Raw genomic sequence first — 18,818 nt, forward strand, 5'->3', positions numbered from 1 at the left:
GTGGCCGGTACGACCGACCTTGCCGCGGTGTGGACGGCGACCACGGACGAACTCGCCGACGAGATCATTTCCGCGCAACAGCGGGCATACCTGCGGCTCACCCGACTACGGGCCATCGTCGAGGACACCGCCCTGCTGTCGGTGCCGGACGCCTTCACCCGGGACGTGATCGAGTCACGGTTGCGACCGGCCATCACCGAGGCGCTCACCCGCCGGCTGGGCCGGCCGATCCAGGTCGCGGTGACCGTCCGCGCACCGGAGGACGGCCGCGGCCCGGGCACGGTCTACCACAGCGCGCCGAATGCGGGTACCGGTGAGCACGACGGCAACCCGGTCGCCTTCGACGGTCTGGCGGCGAGCCCGGACCCGGCCACCGACGCCGGCCGGCAGCAGTTCCCGCTCATACCCGAGCAGCCGCACCCGGGCCGGTTCGACCGGCCCGCCCCGGACGCGCCGCCGGCCGACGGCGGGCCCCGCACGGGCCCACCCGTCGCCGATGGTCAGGAGACCCTCTTCGGCACCGCGTTCGTCGAGCCGCCGGCCGACCGGTCGCCGGAGGCAAGCCGGCGGCCGGCCGATCGACTCGGCTTCACCGAGCACCCCAGGCCCCTGGATCCACCGCCCGGCGGCCCGCGTGGCTTCGGCACCCGGTTCGGCGAGGAGTCCGGCGTCTCCCCCCGGGACCAGCACGTCATCCGGGCCCTGCCGACCGACGGCGGCACCGACAGCGGGCCGGGCCGCAGTGGCGCGGATCACCGCCCCCGGGACGACCGGCGGCTGCCGACGGGCGCGGACAGCGGCGGTAACCGGCTCAACCCGAAGTACATGTTCGAGACGTTCGTCATCGGCTCGTCGAACCGATTTGCACACGCCGCCTCCGTGGCGGTGGCCGAATCGCCGGCGAAGGCGTACAACCCGCTGTTCATCTACGGCAGTTCCGGGCTGGGCAAGACCCACCTGCTGCACGCCATCGGGCACTACGCCACCACGCTGGGCAACGCCCGCTCGGTCCGGTACGTCTCGACCGAGGAGTTCACCAACGACTTCATCAACTCGCTGCGGGACGACAAGACCAGCGCGTTCCAGCGCCGCTACCGCGACGTCGACATCCTGCTGATCGACGACATCCAGTTCCTGGAGAACCGCGAGCGGACCCAGGAGGAGTTCTTCCACACCTTCAACACGCTGCACAACGCCAACAAGCAGATCGTGATCACCTCGGACCGCTCGCCGAAACAGCTGGCCACGCTGGAGGACCGGCTGCGGACCCGGTTCGAGTGGGGCCTGCTCGCCGACATCCAGCCGCCGGACCTGGAGACCCGGATCGCGATCCTCCAGAAGAAGGCCGCCCAGGAGCGGCTGTACGCCCCGCCGGACGTGCTGGAGTTCATCGCCTCCCGGGTGTCGAACTCGATCCGGGAACTGGAGGGAGCGCTGATCCGGGTCACCGCCTTCGCCAGCCTGACCCGCTCGAACGTGGAGCTGTCGCTGGCCGAGGAGGTGCTGCGGGACTTCATCCCGGACGGCGCCGGTCCGGAGATCACCGCCGACCAGATCATGGTCTCCACGGCCGACTACTTCGGGGTGAGCCTGGAGGATCTGCGCGGGCACTCCCGCTCCCGGGTGCTGGTCAACGCCCGCCAGGTCGCCATGTACCTGTGTCGCGAGCTGACCGACCTGTCGCTGCCCCGGATCGGCCAGGCGTTCGGCGGCCGGGACCACACCACCGTGATGCACGCCGACCGCAAGATCCGTCAACAGATGGCCGAGCGGCGTTCGCTCTACAACCAGATCGCCGAGCTGACCAACCGGATCAAGCAGAACACCTGAGCGCCACCACCTCGACGCCATCATCGAGCGCCCGGACGGAGCACCGGCCGGGCTTTTCCGTGCCCGACGGTTGACTCTCGACGAGGTCCAGACCACAGCATCGAAGGCGTGACCGCTTCGGCCCACGCTCGTTGTCCACAGCTCGTTGTCCACCGGCGGTGGAAAACCACGCTCCGTCTGCACCCAGTTACCCACAGCCTGTGGAGAAACCCTGGGGACAACGCTGTGGATGCCTGGGGACGGCTGGGGACAACCGGGCGCTCTGTCCACCGGCGACGGTCCGCCTGTGGGCGACCTGTTGAAGGTTCTGGGGATTACGGGGTCCCGAGCCCCCGCGTCAATCCACAGGACTGGGGAGAAAGTCGGTGGATTACCGGTGGACAACCGGTGGACGACGGTGGACAACCCGGTGCCCGGGGGCCGCCTGTGGACCGAGAGCCGGGTTGTACCCCTGGTTCTCCACAGCAAAACCACCGGTGGATAACCTCCTGACCAGCCCGGACACGGGTTCTCCACAGTTTGCACAGGTGCGATGAAGACGATGAGTTATCTCTTCTAAAAGAACGAAAACCAATCATCACCGTTGGACTTCCTGTGGATCGGCCGACTGCTGTCGGGAAGACCCGTCAGCAGCGACACGATCCACGGGGTCGGGCGCACAGCCGATACCCTCGCGCCCTAAGGTGCGATGGGTACCCGCACGCCAGGCGGGTCGGTGGGCAGCGTCCGGCATGAGAGAGTTGACGACGTCGACGTCGACGCGGAGGCATTAATGAAGTTCCGAGTGGAGCGCGACGCGCTCGCCGAGGCCGTGGCCTGGACCGCGAAGAGTCTGCCCAACCGGCCGTCCGTGCCGGTGCTGGCCGGCGTGATGCTTCGCGTCACCGAAGGCAGCCTGCAGGTTTCCGGCTTCGACTACGAAGTCTCCAGCCAGGTGACCGTGGAGGTGCAGGGCGACGCCGACGGCGCCGCGCTGGTCTCCGGGCGCCTGCTCGCCGAGATCACCAAGGCGCTGCCGGCCAAGCCGGTCGACATCGCCGCGGTGGGTGCACACCTCGAACTGGTCTGCGGCAGCGCCCGGTTCACCCTGCCCACCATGCCGGTGGAGGACTACCCGACCCTGCCCGACATGCCGGAGAGCGCCGGCACCATCGACGCGGCCGCGTTCGCCGCCGCGGTGGCCCAGGTGGCGATCGCCGCCAGCCGGGACGAGACGCTGCCGATGATGACCGGCGTACGCGTCGAACTCTCCGGCAGCACCGTGGCCATGCTCGCCACCGACCGCTACCGGCTGGCACTGCGTGAGATGGAGTGGAACCCGGACGACCCGGAGATCAGCATCAACGCGCTGGTGCCGGCCCGGACGCTCAACGACACCGCCAAGACCCTCGGCCCGATCGGCGGCCAGGTCACCCTGGCCCTGTCCCAGGCCTCGGCCGGCGAAGGAATGATCGGTTTCTCCGGCGGCACCCGGCGGACCACCAGCCGACTGCTCGACGGCGCCAACTACCCGCCGGTGCGGTCGCTCTTCCCGGCCAGCCACAACGCGGACGCCCGGGTGGCCGTCAGCACCCTCATCGAGGTGGTCAAGCGGGTCGCCCTGGTCGCCGAGCGGACCACGCCGGTGCTGCTCAGCTTCAGCGCCGACGGCCTGGTCGTCGAGGCCGGTGGCACCGAGGAGGCGCGGGCCAGCGAGGCCATGGAGGCCACCTTCACCGGTGAACCGCTCACCATCGGCTTCAACCCGCAGTACCTCATCGACGGGCTGGCCAACCTCGGGGCCCAGTTCGCCGTGTTGCAGTTCGTAGACGCCTTCAAGCCGGCGGTGATTTCCCCCGCCGGTGAGGATGGCGAGCTGATCCCTGGGTACCGGTACCTCATCATGCCGATCCGCGTCTCCCGCTGAGATTGGCAGAGCACACCCGCACCCACGAAAGGTAAGAAACGAGATGCAGCTCGGCCTGGTAGGACTCGGCCGGATGGGCGGCAACATGCGCGAGCGGTTGCGCACCGCCGGTCACGAGGTGGTCGGTTTGGACCACAACGCGGAGCTGAGCGACGTCGCGAGCGTGGCCGAGCTGGCCGACAAGCTGGATGCGCCGCGAGCGGTCTGGGTGATGGTGCCCGCCACCGTCACCGACCAGACCATCGACGAGCTGGCCGAGGCGCTCGGCGAGGGCGACCTGATCATCGACGGCGGCAACTCGCGGTTCAGCGACGACGCCCCCCGGGCCGTCCGGCTCAACGAGCGCGGCATCGGGTACATGGACGTGGGGGTGTCCGGCGGGGTCTGGGGCCGGCAGAACGGCTACGGCCTGATGGTCGGCGGCGCCAAAGAGCACGTCGAACGGCTCATGCCGATCTTCGACGCGCTCAAGCCCGACGGCGAGTTCGGCTTCGTGCACGCCGGTCCGGTCGGTGCCGGCCACTACGCCAAGATGGTGCACAACGGCATCGAGTACGGCCTCATGCACGCCTACGCGGAGGGCTACGAGTTGATGGCCGCCTCCGAACTGGTGACCAACGTGCCGGGTGTGATCAAGTCCTGGCGGGAGGGCACCGTGGTCCGCTCCTGGCTGCTGGACCTGCTCGACCGGGCGCTCGACGAGGATCCGGAGCTGAACCAGCTCAGCGACTACACCGAGGACACCGGCGAGGGCCGCTGGACGGTGGACGAGGCGGTCCGGCTCGCCGTACCGCTCAACGTCATCACCGCCTCGCTGTTCGCCCGGTTCGCCTCCCGGCAGGACGACTCGCCGGCGCTCAAGGCCGTCTCCGCGCTGCGCCAGCAGTTCGGCGGGCACACCGTCCGCAAGCGCTGACCGGCACCCGCCCCGTGTACGTCCGCCGGCTCGAACTGGTCGACTTCCGCTCGTACGAGCGGGTCGGCGTCGACCTCGAACCGGGGCCGAACGTCCTGATCGGCGCCAACGGCGTCGGCAAGACCAACCTGGTCGAGGCGTTGGGCTACGTGGCGACGCTGGACTCGCACCGGGTCGCCACGGACGCGCCGCTGGTGCGGATGGGCGCCGGCGCGGCGGTGATCCGGTGCGCGGTGGCGCACGAGGGGCGGGAACTGCTGGTCGAACTGGAGATCGTTCCCGGCAAGGCGAACCGGGCGAGACTCGGCCGTTCCCCGGCCCGCCGCGCCCGGGATGTACTCGGCGCGCTGCGGTTGGTGCTCTTCGCCCCGGAGGACCTCGAACTCATCCGGGGCGACCCGGCCGAGCGCCGGCGCTACCTCGACGACCTGCTGGTGCTGCGCCAGCCCCGGTACGCGGGCGTCCGCGCCGACTACGACCGGGTGGTCAAACAACGCAACGCGCTGCTGCGCACCGCGTACCTGGCCCGCAAGACCGGCGGATCCCGGGGCGGGGACCTGTCCACCCTGGCCGTCTGGGACACCCACCTGGCCCGGCACGGCGCCGAACTGCTCGCCGGCCGGTTGGAGCTGGTCACCGCGCTGACCCCACATGTGGCCAAGGCGTACGACGCGGTGGCTGCCGGGCGCGGTGCGGCCGGCATCGCGTACCGGCCGTCGGTCGAGCTGGTCGAGCCCACCACGGACCGGGAGATCCTCGCGGCGGTGCTCGCCGCGGCGCTGGAGGAGTCCCGCGCCGCCGAGATCGAGCGGGGCACCACGCTGGTCGGTCCGCACCGCGACGACCTGACGCTCAGCCTCGGCCCACTGCCGGCCAAGGGGTACGCCAGCCACGGCGAGTCCTGGTCCTACGCGCTCGCCCTCCGGCTGGCCGGCTACGACCTGCTCCGCAGCGACGGCATCGAACCCGTGCTGGTGCTCGACGACGTCTTCGCCGAGTTGGACGCCGGACGCCGGGACCGGCTGGCCGAACTGGTCGGCGGGGCGAGTCAGCTGCTGGTGACCTGTGCGGTCGCCGACGACGTGCCGGCTGCCCTGGGCGGCACCCGCTACGAGGTGGCCGAGGGGACGGTGAGCCGTGTCGGATGAGCCGCAGCGGCCGGGCCGCACCGGTGAGGGGCCGCTGCCGGACCGCGCCGGTGAACCGGCCGGGCAACCGGGCCGCCCGGCCTCGCCCGCCGGCGCGGAGACCCCGGTGGCCGGCGGTCCGGACGGGGTTTCGGGGCCGCAACTCGCACGTGCGGTGCTGGACGCGGCGAAGGCCCGGCGGGAAACGGCCGGGCGCAACCGCAGGCGCGGCGCGACCGGTGGGGCTGATGGCGAGCGCCGGCTGCGCGGCTACTCCGGCCCGGGGCCGGACCCGCGCGACCCGCAGCCGCTCGGCAAGGTGCTGGAGCGGCTGGTCAAAGCGCGCGGTTGGCAGCAGCCAGCCGCCGAGGCCACGGTGTTCGGCGCCTGGGAGCGGGTCGTCGGACCGGAGGTGGCCCAGCACAGCCGGCCGGTGAAGCTGGAGAACGGCGAACTGACCGTGGAGGCCCGGTCCACCGCCTGGGCGACCCAGTTGCGACTGCTCGCCGGCTCGCTGTTGCAGCAGATCGGCCGTGAGGTTGGCCACAACGTGGTGCGCAAGCTGCACATCCACGGCCCGGCGGCCCCCTCGTGGTCCCGGGGCCCGCGCCGGGTACGCGGCCGCGGGCCCCGGGACACCTACGGCTGAGCCGGCCGGCTCCCGCTGCCGGCTCCGGGTGCACCTGTGGTCGTCGGAGTAACCACAGATGCACCCAGAGCGTGGGCGGTTACGAGTGGGGTGCCCGACGTGGGGCGGCCGACTCGGCGTAGACGGCGAAACCACGATCGGCGCAGCGCCGGTAGAACGCGGCGACCACACTCAGCTCGGCGCAGGTGAAGGTCCACTGCGGCGCGGCACCACTGTCGTCCCGCAGCGCGTCGAGCCGGCTGTCCAGCCAGCGCAGCTGCTGCTCGGCCAGGCGGCCGTCGGCGAGCAGCGAGCGCAGCACCTCGCCGACCGACTCGAAGGTGACCGCCTCCCCGTGCGGGCGGTGCGCGGCGACGAAGCGCTCGATGCCGCCGGCGATCCAGGTGCACCCGTCGGGGTCGATCACCGGGTCCTCGTCCTCGGCGGCGGACTCGGTGGCGTAGAGCACACCATCCAGCCCGAGGATCAGATCCACCACCTCGGTGTACGCGGTGGCCCGGACTGTGCCTGTCTTCGCGATCAGCTCGGCGAGCGCGGCGGTCGGTGCCGAGATTCCCGGCACGTCCACGATGTCGCCGAAGTCGACGAACTCGGCCGGTGCGACCGGGTCGTAGAAGCGGCCGGTCCGCGGCCACTGGACCGCGACGTTGTCCAGCCCCATCTGGTGTCACCTCTCAACGGGCGCGGTTCGAGTCGATCGGGTCTGATCGTCCGGTTCTCGCCGTGAAAGATCAAGGCCGGCCCGCCAACCCGACGGACGGGACCAACCGGTGGGCCGGTCCCGCCGGACACCGTACGGCGGGACGGCGTCGCCGTCACGCGACGGATCCGGTGATCATGCCCTGGCGTGTAGGGGGAGTCGCAGACAGCGCGGTTCGGGCCGCTACGTAGATCTCAGCCGCCGCGAAGGGGTGCCGAGTGGTGGTTCTATCGCCCGCGCACAGTAAGATTGGTGTGAGACGAAGGCCCGGTGCGGAGTGACGGGTCACGGGTCCGGTGCGGGCCCGCGATCATCCGTCCGACTCGGGTCGAGCCGATCGCGATCCGCGGGCATCCGCGGCGACCGGCGCGTTCGACCCGTACTCCGGAAATGTCCCCGGTGCTGGTCCGCGTGCCGACGTCGCGTCCTGTCCGCCGAACCCGCGCCCGACCGTACCTCACGGTGCGCACGGCGCGAGAAAGTGGCCGAGGGTGGCAGCGCAGGACAATCAGCAGTACGGCGCCGAATCGATCACCGTCCTCGAAGGGCTGGAGGCGGTCCGCAAGCGGCCCGGCATGTACATCGGCTCGACCGGCGAGCGCGGCCTGCACCACCTGGTGTGGGAGGTCGTCGACAACGCGGTGGACGAGGCGCTGGCCGGTCACTGCGACACGATCAACGTGGTGCTGCTCGCCGACGGTGGTGTCCGGGTCACCGACAACGGCCGGGGTTTCCCGGTCGACCTGCATCCCAAGCTCAAGAAGCCGGGCGTCGAGGTGGCGTTGACGGTGCTGCACGCGGGCGGAAAGTTCGACGGCAAGGCGTACGCGGTCTCCGGCGGCCTGCACGGCGTCGGTGTCTCGGTCGTCAACGCCCTCTCCACCAAGATGGCGGTGGAGATCCACAAGGACGGCTTCGTCTGGCGGCAGCAGTACGACCACTCCAAGCCGACCCCGCTGGAGAAGGGCGAGTCGACCGAGAGCACCGGTTCGGCGGTCGCCTTCTGGCCCGACCCGGACGTCTTCGAGACCGTCGACTTCGACTTCCAGACCATCTACCGCCGCCTACAGGAGATGGCCTTCCTCAACCGGGGTCTCACCATCCGCCTGCTCGACGAGCGGGTCCGGGATGGTGAGGAGGGCAAGACCCGCGAGGTCACGTTCTGCTACGCGGGTGGCATCGCCGACTTCGTCCGCCACCTCAACGCCTCGAAGACGCCGATCCACAAGACGGTGGTCGAGTTCGGCGCCGAGGAGGAGGGCATGTCGGTCGAGATCGCCATGCAGTGGAACGAGTCGTACGGCGAGTCGGTCTACACCTTCGCCAACACCATCAACACCCATGAGGGCGGCACCCACGAGGAGGGCTTCCGGGCCGCGCTGACCAGCGTGGTGAACCGGTACGGGGCGGACAAGAAGCTGCTCAAGGGCGACGAGAAGCTCTCCGGCGAGGACATCCGCGAGGGACTTGCCTCGATCATCTCGGTCAAGCTGGCGAATCCGCAGTTCGAGGGGCAGACCAAGACCAAGCTGGGCAACACTCCGGTCAAGAGCTTCGTGCAGCGGGTCTGCAACGAGTGGCTGGTCGACTGGCTGGACCGGAACCCGGCCGAGGCGAAGATCATCATCACCAAGGCGTCCCAGGCCGCCCGGGCCCGGATCGCCGCCCAGCAGGCGCGCAAGCTGGCCCGACGCAAGTCGCTGCTGGAGTCCGGCTCGATGCCGGGGAAGCTGGCCGACTGCCAGTCCACCGACCCGCGCGAGTCCGAGGTGTTCATCGTCGAGGGCGACTCGGCCGGCGGCTCGGCCAAGCAGGGGCGTGACCCGCGTACCCAGGCGATCCTGCCGATCCGTGGCAAGATCCTGAACGTGGAGAAGGCCCGGATTGACCGGGTGCTGAAGAACAACGAGGTGCAGGCGCTGATCACCGCGTTGGGCACCGGCATCCACGACGACTTCGACATGGAGAAGCTGCGCTACCACAAGGTGGTGCTGATGGCCGACGCCGACGTCGACGGCCAGCACATCCAGACGCTGCTGCTCACCCTGCTGTTCCGGTTCATGCGCCCACTGGTCGAGCTGGGCCACGTCTACCTGGCCGCCCCGCCGCTCTACAAGATCAAGTGGAACAAGAAGGGCGACGACGCGCAGTACGCGTACTCCGACCGCGAGCGTGACGGGCTGATCGCTCTGCGCCAGCAGAAGAAGCCGAACGCCAAGCCGGACGACATCCAGCGGTTCAAGGGTCTCGGCGAGATGAACTACCCGGAGCTGTGGGAAACCACGATGAACCCGGCCACGCGTACGCTGCGTCAGGTCACCCTGGACGACGCGGCCACCGCCGACGAGCTGTTCAGCGTGTTGATGGGTGAGGACGTCGAGGCCCGTCGCTCGTTCATCCAGCGCAACGCCAAGGACGTCCGGTTCCTGGACATCTGACGGATTCGGCAGCCGGGCCGGTGACCCCACCGGCCCGGCTGGCAGTCCACAGAGTTATCCACAGCTTGGCCGGTATCCACAGCCGTTATCCACAGCACGAAAACGACTCTCAGTCTGATAAGGGTTAACAGTGACCGAATCCCCCGAGTCCACACCCAACGAGCCCGAGATCCCCGAGGCGCAGGCCGCCGTCGTCTCGCACGACCGGATCGAGCCGGTCGGGCTCGAGGTGGAGATGCAGCGCTCCTACCTCGACTACGCGATGAGCGTCATCGTCGGGCGGGCCCTGCCGGACGTCCGGGACGGGCTCAAGCCGGTCCACCGCAAGATCCTGTACGCCATGTTCGACTCCGGCTACCGACCGGACCGCGGCTACGTGAAGTGCTCCCGTGTGGTCGGCGACGTGATGGGCCAGTTCCATCCGCACGGCGACTCGGCCATCTACGACGCCCTGGTCCGGATGGCCCAGCCCTGGTCGCTGCGCTATCCCCTGGTCGACGGCAACGGCAACTTCGGTTCGCCCGGAAATGATCCGGCTGCCGCCATGAGGTACTGTATTACGGCAAATGCCCGGATTCGTACCGTCGGCGGGAGCGTGCGGATCGGCGATGTGGTGCCCGGCGCGGTGCCGAGCAGCGAGACCGACATCGACCTCAAGGTCCGCGACCGCAACGGCGACCTGGTCCGCGCCTCGGCGTTCTTCCACTCCGGCGAGCACCCGACGCTGCGGCTGCGCACCCGCGAGGGGTACGAGCTGACCGGCACCCACAACCACCCGGTGCTCTGCCTGGTGGACGTGGCCGGCGTGCCGACCCTGCTCTGGAAGCTGCTCGCCGAGATCTCCCCCGGTGACCGGGTGGTGCTCCAGCGCAGCGTGCCGGACGAGATCGGCTACCCGATGCTGGAACACGTCGAGGCGGCCGTCCTCGCGGGTGCCTTCGTCAGCGAGGGTTGGGTCTCCGAGACCCGCGCCGGCTTCAACAACGTCGACCGTGAGTTCTTCGTCCGCGTTCTGGCGGCCTACGACCTCGCCGTCGGTGGTCCGCGGTACGTTGCCGAGCGCGTGATCGCCTCCGGGAGCGTCCTGCACGAGCTCGACATCCAGGACCTCTCCGCACTGCGGGCCAGCGTCCTCGGCGAGATGGTCGGGACGCGCAGCGCCGACAAGTTCGTGCCGGAGTTCGTCTGGCAGGGGCCGGCCGCGATCAAGCGGGCCTTCCTCCAAGCCCTCTTCGAGGGCGATGGCTCCTCCTCGCTGCTGCCGCGCAACACCATCCAGATCTCGTACTCCACCCGCAGCGAGCGGCTGGCCCGAGAGGTCCAGCAACTGCTGCTGGAGTTCGGCGTCGTCAGCCGGCAGTGCCGGTACGACGACGGCGAGATCAAGGTCGTCATCACCAACCGCCGCGACGCGCGCAGCTTCGCCGCCCACGTCGGTTTCCTGGGCCGCAAGCAGGCCAAGCTGGAGTCGGAGCTGGCGTCGGTGCCGGCGAGCAGCACCGCGCTCTCCAGCGACCACGTGCCGTTGGTCGGTGACTTCATCCGTGAGCACGGCGCGAGCCGCTGGACCGAGCGGGACTGGCTGCGCCGGCACAACGTGGACCGGATCGAGCGCTGGGAGCGGGACCGCGACGAGATCGCTGCGCGGATCACCAACGCCGAGGTGCTCGACGTGGTCGAGCCGCTGGTGGACGGGCGCTTCTACTACGCCGAGGTGGCCGGCGTCACCGATGCGGGTGTGCAGCCGGTCTACAGCATCCGGGTGGACACCGACGACCACTCGTTCGTCTCCGACGGCTTCGTCAGCCACAACACCGAGTGCAAGCTCGACCCGCTCGCCATGGAGATGTTGCGGGACATCGACGAGGACACCGTCGACCTTCAGGACAACTACGACGGCCGGGCCAAGGAGCCCACCATCCTGCCGTCGCGGATCCCGAACCTGCTGATCAACGGTTCCGAGGGCATCGCGGTCGGCATGGCCACCAAGATCCCCCCGCACAACCTGCGTGAGATCGGCGCGGCGGTGCAGTGGTGCCTGGAGCACCCGGAGGCGGACGAGGCCACCACCCTCGAAGCGCTGCTGGAGATCGTCAAGGGCCCGGACTTCCCCACGCACGGTCTGATCGTCGGCCAGTCCGCCATCCAGGACGCGTACCGTACCGGTCGCGGTTCGATCCGGATGCGTGCGGTGGTGGAGGTCGAGGAGGACAAGCGCGGGCGGCCGGCGCTGGTGGTCAGCGAGCTGCCGTATCAGGTGAACCCGGACAACCTGGCCGAGCGGATCGCTGAGCTGATCAAGGAGGGCAAGCTCGCCGGGATCGCCGACATCCGCGACGAGTCCTCCGGGCGTACGGGTATGCGGATCGTGCTGGTGCTCAAGCGCGACGCGGTCGCGAAGGTGGTGCTGAACAACCTCTACAAGCACACCCAGCTCCAGGAGACCTTCGGCGCGAACATGCTGGCGCTGGTCGACGGGGTGCCGCGCACGCTGAACCTGGCCCAGTTCATCCGCTACTACGTCGAGCACCAGATCGAGGTGATCCGGCGGCGGACGGCGTTCCGGCTGCGCAAGGCGGAGGAGCGGGCGCACATCCTGCGCGGTCTTGCCAAGGCGTTGGACGCGCTGGACGAGGTGATCGCCCTGATTCGGCGTTCGCCGACGGTCGAGGACGCCCGACAGGGTCTGATCCGGCTGCTGGAGATCGACGAGATCCAGGCGACCGCGATCCTGGACATGCAGCTGCGCCGGCTGGCCGCGCTGGAGCGGCAGCGGATCCTCGACGATCTGGCCAAGCTGGAGGTCGAGATCGCCGACCTCAAGGACATCCTGGCCAAGCCGGAGCGGCAGCGGCGGATCGTCTCGGAGGAGCTGGGCGAGATCGTCGCGAAGTGGGGCGACGAGCGGCGTACCCAGATCATCCCGTTCGACGGCGAGGTCTCGATGGAGGACCTCATCGCCCGGGAGGACGTGGTGGTGACGATCACCCGAACCGGGTACGCCAAGCGGACGAAGGTCGACCTTTACCGTTCGCAGCGGCGTGGTGGCAAGGGTGTCAGCGGTGCCACACTGCGGCAGGATGACATCGTCAGCCACTTCTTCGTCTGCTCGACGCACGACTGGATGCTGTTCTTCACGAACAAGGGGCGGGTGTACCGGGCCAAGGCGTACGAGCTTCCGGAGGCCAGTAGGGTGGCCAAGGGCCAGCACGTGGCCAATCTGCTCGCCTTCCAGCCGGACGAGCAGATCGCGCAGATCATCGAGATTCCGAACTACCAGGTGGCCCCCTACCTGGTACTGGCGACGAAGAACGGCCTGGTGAAGAAGACGCGGCTTGAGGAGTTCGACTCCAACCGGTCCGGCGGCATCATCGCGATCAACCTGCGCGATGAGGACGAGTTGGTCGGTGCTGCACTCGCCGGCCCCACGGACGACCTGCTGCTGGTCTCCAAGAACGCTCAGGCGATCCGGTTCAACGCCACCGACGAGGCGCTGCGGCCGATGGGCCGGGCCACCTCGGGTGTGATCGGGATGCGCTTCAGCGAGGAGGACGAGTTGCTGGCCATGGAGGTCGTCCGGGAGGGTCTGGACGTTCTGGTGGCCACGAACGGGGGATACGCGAAACGTACTCCGATCGAGGAATACCCGGTCCAGGGCCGGGGAGGTAAGGGCGTGCTGACTGCGAAGATCACCGAGCGACGCGGTGGTCTGGTCGGTGCGGTGGTGATCGACCCGGACGACGAGCTGTTCGCTATCACCAGTAATGGTGGTGTCATCCGGACTCCGGTGAAGCCTGTACGCCGTACGCGTGACCGGAACACAATGGGGGTCAAGCTGATGGACCTTCCGGACGGCGTGACTATCGTGGCGATTGCTCGCAATGCCGACGAGCCTGACGAACAGGACTAGTTGAATGACGGAGACACAGGCGAAGTCGGGGAACGCGGGGACCTCGGCCAACCCGGTCGACGAGGAGGCCGCGCAGAGCGGCACGCCACCGACCGGCCGCGCGGCCGTGGGCCGGGCCACGGTCCCCGCCGACGCGCCTGCCCCGAAGTTCACCCGGGCTCCCGGTATGGCTCCGCCGCCGGAAAAGCCAGCCGACGCCCAGGAGGCCGACGTCGCCGAGGAGAAGGCGGGCGCCGAGCCCACCAGCGCGGTGGGTGCCGCGTCGACCACCGCCGGAAAGCCGTCGACCACCCAGCCGATCGGCACCCGACCGGGCCAGTCCCCGGCGGGTGCAACCGGCGTGCTGCCGACACCCGGCGGCACCGGCGTGACCGGCACCCAGCCACGGGTGACCGGGCTCGGTCCGCAGGCCGACACGACCCGGTCGATGGGCCCGGGCCGCCCGGCGAACGGTGGCGGGCTGCCCCCGGGCATCGGCACGCCCGCCGTGGGCGCCGCCCGGGTGGGTGAGGCGGTACGTGCCGCGCGTACCTCGGTCAGCTCGGCCGCCTCCCGCGGACCGCGCCGGGCGCGGCTGAACCTCAAGCGGATCGACCCGTGGTCCGTGATGAAGTTCGCGTTCGCGGTGTCGGTGGTGCTGTTCATCGTGATCGTCGTCGCGACCTCGGTGCTGTACCTGGCGCTGGACGCGATGGGCGTCTTCACCAGCGTGAACGACAGCCTGAGCGACCTGGTCAACGCCGGCGGTGGGCAGAGCACCAACGGCTTCCAGATCACCGCGAAGGGCGTGATCTTCAGTTCGATGCTGATCGGCGCGGTCAACATCGTGCTCTTCACGGCGCTCGCCACGCTCGGGGCGTTCGTGTACAACGTCTGCGCCGACCTGGTGGGCGGCATCGAGCTGACCCTCGCCGAGCGCGACTGACCCGACGACGCCGCCGGGCCGACCGCGGGAAGCGGCCGGCCCGGCTCCGTATCTGGGTGGGGGTGCCGGCGCTGCTCCGGTAGGTTCAGGGGCGACGGCAGGGGTGCTGGTGTGCCGCGACCCCGATTTGGGGCGGCGTGGGCGGATGAGTTAACCTTGCTCGTCGCTACGCGGGGCTATAGCTCAGTCGGTTAGAGCGCAGAGCTGATAACTCTGAGGTCGCTGGTTCGATTCCAGCTAGCCCCACCGCACATGGTCCGACGGCACGTCGAGCGTGAGGGGTAGCCCCGATGTTCAAGAAGCTGTTGATTCTGGCCGGCGTCGTCGGTGTGGCCGCCGTGGTGGCCAAGAAGATCAAGGAAGCGAACGACGAACGCGCCCTCTGGCACGAGGCGACCACCTCGCCGGACCTGCGCTGACGCGGCCGACCATCAGGCGGCATCGTCCGCCTACGGGGCCCTAGCTCAACTGGCAGAGCACTGCCTTTGCAAGGCAGGGGTTAGGGGTTCGAGTCCCCTGGGCTCCACCGACCGCACCATTGTGCGAACCGGTGGTTGTTCATCGTGAGTGCCCCCGTCCGGGTTGGGCGGGGGCATTGTCGTGTCGGTGGGGATCTTGAATACGGGTACGACCCCCTGGTCGGTGATCCGCACCTCGGCGATGAGGGTCTCGATAGCGGCTTTGCGTTCGGTGGTGCTGCCGCTGGCCATGATCGTGGTGAGGTGCTCGCGGATCCGGGTGATGGTGGCGGGCGGCGGGGACGCGGGTTGGGTGGCGAGGTCGGCTTCGAGTTCGGCGTGGCGGGTGTGGAGTTGGGCGAGTCGTTGGCGGAGTTCGCGGATGCGAGGTCCGGCGGTGGCGTCGTCCATGGTGCCGTTCTCGAAGGCGCTGTGGTAGCGGCTGATGGCTGCCTCGGTGGTGGTGATCTGGTGGGCGGTGGCGCCGAGTTCGGCGCGTCGGTCGTCGCTGGTGGTGTCGCGTTGGGCGTGGGCGCGTTCGATCATGGCGGTCAGGACGGGTTCGGCGGTGGCATAGAAGTCGTGTAGGGCCTGGAGGACCATCTGGTCGAGGTCGTCGGCGGGCAGTCTGGGTGCGGGGCAGGTGGCGTGTTTGCCGTAGCGGGTGCGGGTGAAGCAGGTGTAGTAGCGGTAGCGGCGGGTGCGGCCTTTGGCGGAGGTGCCGATGTAGCGCTGTCCGCAGTGGGGGCAGGTGAGTAGGCCGGTGAGGTAGTAGTCGGAGTCGGACATGGCGCGTTGGGTTTGGGTGTCTCCTCGGGCGTTGGCGATGTCTTGGGCGCGTTGGAAGGTGGCCCGGTCGATGAGGGGGTCGTGGGCGTCGGGGACGTAGACGTCGCGGTAGGCGATGTCGCCGACGTAGGCGGGGTTGTCGAGGATCCGGTTGATGGTGTGTCCGGACCACTTTCTGCCGGTGCGGTTGGGGACGCCTCGTTCGTTGAGGATGGTGGCGATGGCGCGGGTGCCGTGTCGGTCGCGGGTGTAGAGGCGGTAGATGTCGCGGAGGATGGGTGCCTCGTCGGGGTGGGGGACGAGGCGGTGGTTGGGGTCGAGTTGGTAGCCGTAGGGGCGGGTGCCGCCGGCCCATTTTCCTTTGCTGGCTTTCGCGGTCATGCCACTTTTCACTCGGTCGATGATGATGTTGCGTTCGAATTCGGCGAAGACGGCGAGGAGTTGGAGCATCATGCGGCCGAAGGGTCCGCCGGTGTCGACGGGTTCGGTGGCGGATGAGAATCGGACGTTTGATGCTTCGAGGATGGTGATGAGGTCGAGGAGGTCGGCGACGCTGCGGCTGAATCGGTCGAGTCGGTAGACGAGCAGGATGTCGTAGAGGCCGGCTTTCGCGGCGTGGAGTGCTTTCTTGAGTCCGGGGCGTTCGGTGGTGGCGCCGGAGGCGTCGTCTTCGTATTCCGCGACGACGATCCAGCCGGGCTGCGACGCGACGTATTTCTCCAAGGCGGCGCGTTGGGCGTCGAGGGAGAAGGGTTGGTGTTCGTCGTCGGTGGAGCGGCGGATGTAGACGCAGACTCGGCGAGGGCCGGTCGGCTGCTCGGCGGCGGTGGTCGGGTGGGCGCGTCGGCCGCGTCGCCTCGGCGGGGTGAGGGGTGGCGTGTCGGGCATTGTGGCAGGTCGTCCTTCGAGGTCAGAGGCTCCGGAGTGCTGGCGGCCGGAGTCGGCCGCCAGCGGTTGTCCGGGTTGGCTGGTCTACGGGGTGAGGTGGGGGTGGTCGTCGAGGAAGTGGTTGAGTAGGACGGCGAGGGCTTCGGCGGCGTTGTCGAGTTCGTCGGCGGTCATGGGTACGGTGTCGATCCGCGCGATAACCATCGGGACCGATTCTTGCGTTTTGCTGGTGTGGTCGGATATTGCACCACCATGTGTTGTGGTGGTACCGGGGTACGTTTCGTCAGGATACCTCCCGACGGCGTTTTCGTGGTGGGGCGTTTTCGCCACTGTCCTCCGAAAAGCATGCGAGTCAACTGGAGTCGGAGTCCTTCACGCATGGGGTGTCCTTCCTGCGCGACATGAACGAGCATTAGCGGTGCTGAAAGTGGATGGATCGTTCGTGTGTCTGGGTTGAATTTGGCGATGGTTGAGTGACGTGCGGCCCAGCGGCCAGCGGCGCTGGCAGTTAGGTCAGGGCGTGTGCTGGCCAGGATGACTTGACCTTTTGGCAGTGGTGAGCGTCGATCGTGTCCGTGCCGTCGGTCGGGTAGGCGGGCGGCCGACCATGTGCTCCCTTCCGAGGAAAGGTCTGCCGTGCCTCGCGAACGACTCAGCCGCCTGGCTGTCATCCCTGACGATGTGACCGATCCGCTGCTGTGGCGGTTGGCCTTCGATGTCGTCGCCGCTCATCAGCCCGACTCCCGGGGCGACTGCCGGAACCTGCAGTGTGTCGGGCAGCGGGGCGTGTGCGCTGCCGCCCGCAACGCCCGCCGGGCGATGAGCCTCGCTCGCGAGAGTCGACCGGCGCCTCCTCGACCGGGGCCAGTGGTGAGGGGTCGTGCTTCCGTGCCCGCCCGGCAGCGGGGTGCCTCCTTCAGTTGGTTCACCCGGCCGACGTCGATGCCGCGCCGGTGGACGGAGCCGCTGGTAGCCGCCTGACGGTCACGGCGGACGCAAGCGGCCCATCGGTGGGGCAGATGCGGCTGTTCGGCGGCGTGTAGCCCACACACCCGCTTTCCTGGGCCGTCAGGGCGCCCATCCGTTCATGCCTGCCGGCGTGGGGGTGGGGAACTGGGTGTCGTGGCGGGTGTCGGTGTAGGGCAGGTCGACCAGCCGCATCCGGCCGACGGCGCCGAGGCCTGCGAGTTGCCAGACCGGTTCGGCGGGACTGGCGTTGAGGGCGGTGCGGAGTTCGGCGGTGGTGGTGGCGATAACCGTCTCCAGGCCGGGGACGGCGGCGAGGCGGTGGTGCAGGTTCGCCTCGCGGCGGGCGGAGGGGAGGTGGAACAGCACGGGCCACGCCCAGGTGCTCATCGCGAACAGCCGCTCGTATTTGGCGATCTTCTCGGTGAGGATGTCGAGGCGTTCGCGGCCGGTGTCGTACTCGAGGAAGAAGGGCACGGACCGTCCGTGTTCGGTCCACACCCCGGCCCCGTCGGGGCGGGGCAGTCCTGTCGGTCCGTGGACCATGATCTGCGGGTTGCCGCCCTTGCGGTAGAACACGCCGGGGCTGTGGAAGGCGGAGGCGGGTTGCCAGCGGTCCAGGGCCGTGTGCGGGTGGGTGCGGGCGTGGGCGGCGAGGTCGATGAAGAACTGGTTGCCGCCGAGCAGGTGCGGCAGGTCCCGGCGTGAGGTGAGGGACTGTTTGCGGCGGCGGGCCTGGTCCCGGCGTGGTGGTCCGAGTCCGCGTTGGGCGTGGACGTGGTCGTAGCCGAGCTGGTCCAGGACGTAGTGGTACGGGTAGGAGCCGCCGTCGGGTCGGTTGGGTCGGAACCGGTCGGTCGCCCCCACCGTGGTGAGGCGCAGGAGCCGGCGTTGGGCGAAGTCCAGGGACGGGAACAAGGCAGCGGCGACCTGGTCGGTGGTCAAGGCGCCGTGGTCGTAGAGCCAGCCGAGGAGACGGTCATCGCGGCCGGTGATGCTGGCCTGCAACCGCAGCAGCGGATCCGGAGCCGGTAGGCGTTTACGCATACGTGCCCCCAGGGGGGAGACCCCCAGGATGAGGGTCTGTCTGGAGCCGGACCGCAGCCCTGGGAGCGGGGCTGACCTGGGCTGTGAGTCGGGGTAGGGGGTCGGTTCGGGGGTCGGTGTCAAGACCGACGGTCACACGGCGATCGACACCGACAGCCACACGGCCAGCCACACCGGAACCATGACCTTGGTGGTGCGAGAAAACGCGCGACGTGGACCGGCGACCGTGTCGCCGGCCGAGATAGTGAACGTTGAGCTGGGTGAACACG

Annotated in this window: 12 protein-coding genes, 2 tRNA genes and 1 pseudogene; 12 read left to right on the forward strand and 3 right to left on the reverse strand. The window is 69.1% G+C overall.

Going from position 1 to position 18,818, the window contains the following annotated elements; all coding sequences use genetic code 11:
* The 5 genes from dnaA (at position 1) to ACQPYA_RS00025 (ending at position 6,428) form a co-directional block, all read left to right on the forward strand.
* Entirely contained in the window at positions 1-1,830 is a 1,830-nt protein-coding gene (dnaA, locus tag ACQPYA_RS00005) for a chromosomal replication initiator protein DnaA (protein WP_433530584.1), read from the forward strand.
* A 772-nt stretch (positions 1,831-2,602) separates the two neighbouring features.
* Entirely contained in the window at positions 2,603-3,736 is a 1,134-nt protein-coding gene (gene dnaN, locus ACQPYA_RS00010) for a DNA polymerase III subunit beta (RefSeq protein ID WP_433530585.1), read from the forward strand.
* Between the two features lie 43 nt (positions 3,737-3,779).
* Positions 3,780-4,652, forward strand: a complete 873-nt coding sequence (gene gnd / locus ACQPYA_RS00015; RefSeq protein ID WP_433530586.1) for a phosphogluconate dehydrogenase (NAD(+)-dependent, decarboxylating) — start codon at positions 3,780-3,782, stop codon at positions 4,650-4,652.
* Positions 4,653-4,666: 14 nt separating this feature from the next.
* Positions 4,667-5,800, forward strand: coding sequence for a DNA replication/repair protein RecF (recF, locus tag ACQPYA_RS00020; protein WP_433530587.1), 1,134 nt, complete (start codon positions 4,667-4,669; stop codon positions 5,798-5,800).
* Positions 5,801-5,834: 34 nt separating this feature from the next.
* On the forward strand, positions 5,835-6,428 hold the full coding sequence (locus ACQPYA_RS00025; protein WP_433533711.1) for a DUF721 domain-containing protein: 594 nt from the start codon (positions 5,835-5,837) through the stop codon (positions 6,426-6,428).
* A gap of 79 nt (positions 6,429-6,507) precedes the next feature.
* Here ACQPYA_RS00025 and ACQPYA_RS00030 read toward each other — a convergent pair whose 3' ends face one another.
* Positions 6,508-7,089 carry a hypothetical protein gene (locus ACQPYA_RS00030; RefSeq protein WP_433530588.1) on the reverse strand — a complete coding sequence of 194 codons (582 nt, stop codon included), beginning with the start codon at positions 7,087-7,089 and terminating at the stop codon, positions 6,508-6,510.
* A gap of 530 nt (positions 7,090-7,619) precedes the next feature.
* On the opposite strand from ACQPYA_RS00030, the gene gyrB reads away from it, so the two are divergent.
* From gyrB to ACQPYA_RS00065, 7 genes are all read left to right on the forward strand, one after another.
* On the forward strand, positions 7,620-9,566 hold the full coding sequence (gyrB, locus tag ACQPYA_RS00035) for a DNA topoisomerase (ATP-hydrolyzing) subunit B (protein ID WP_433530589.1): 1,947 nt from the start codon (positions 7,620-7,622) through the stop codon (positions 9,564-9,566).
* A gap of 130 nt (positions 9,567-9,696) precedes the next feature.
* Positions 9,697-13,476, forward strand: coding sequence for an intein-containing DNA gyrase subunit A (gyrA, locus tag ACQPYA_RS00040; protein WP_433530590.1), 3,780 nt, complete (start codon positions 9,697-9,699; stop codon positions 13,474-13,476).
* A 4-nt stretch (positions 13,477-13,480) separates the two neighbouring features.
* The gene (locus ACQPYA_RS00045) at positions 13,481-14,401 is read left to right on the forward strand and encodes a DUF3566 domain-containing protein (protein ID WP_433530591.1); all 921 of its coding nucleotides are present in this window, start codon (positions 13,481-13,483) and stop codon (positions 14,399-14,401) included.
* 172 nt (positions 14,402-14,573) lie between these two features.
* Positions 14,574-14,647: transfer RNA gene (locus tag ACQPYA_RS00050), tRNA-Ile, on the forward strand.
* A gap of 44 nt (positions 14,648-14,691) precedes the next feature.
* Complete coding sequence (locus ACQPYA_RS00055; protein ID WP_217705935.1) at positions 14,692-14,820, forward strand: DLW-39 family protein; 129 nt, start codon at positions 14,692-14,694, stop codon at positions 14,818-14,820.
* A 34-nt stretch (positions 14,821-14,854) separates the two neighbouring features.
* A tRNA-Ala gene (locus tag ACQPYA_RS00060) sits at positions 14,855-14,927 on the forward strand.
* Between the two features lie 37 nt (positions 14,928-14,964).
* Positions 14,965-15,447 (forward strand): hypothetical protein, encoded by a 483-nt coding sequence (locus ACQPYA_RS00065; protein ID WP_433530592.1) that lies wholly within the window; start codon positions 14,965-14,967, stop codon positions 15,445-15,447.
* Positions 15,448-15,504: 57 nt separating this feature from the next.
* On the opposite strand, the pseudogene ACQPYA_RS00070 reads toward ACQPYA_RS00065, so the two are convergent.
* Positions 15,505-16,536, reverse strand: a pseudogene (locus ACQPYA_RS00070) (recombinase family protein); the annotation flags it as partial.
* A gap of 1,068 nt (positions 16,537-17,604) precedes the next feature.
* Positions 17,605-18,549 carry a replication-relaxation family protein gene (locus ACQPYA_RS00075; protein WP_433530593.1) on the reverse strand — a complete coding sequence of 315 codons (945 nt, stop codon included), beginning with the start codon at positions 18,547-18,549 and terminating at the stop codon, positions 17,605-17,607.
* Positions 18,550-18,818 lie beyond the last annotated feature (269 nt).

It is taken from the genome of Micromonospora sp. CA-263727, assembly GCF_050942455.1.
GTDB lineage: Bacteria > Actinomycetota > Actinomycetes > Mycobacteriales > Micromonosporaceae > Micromonospora.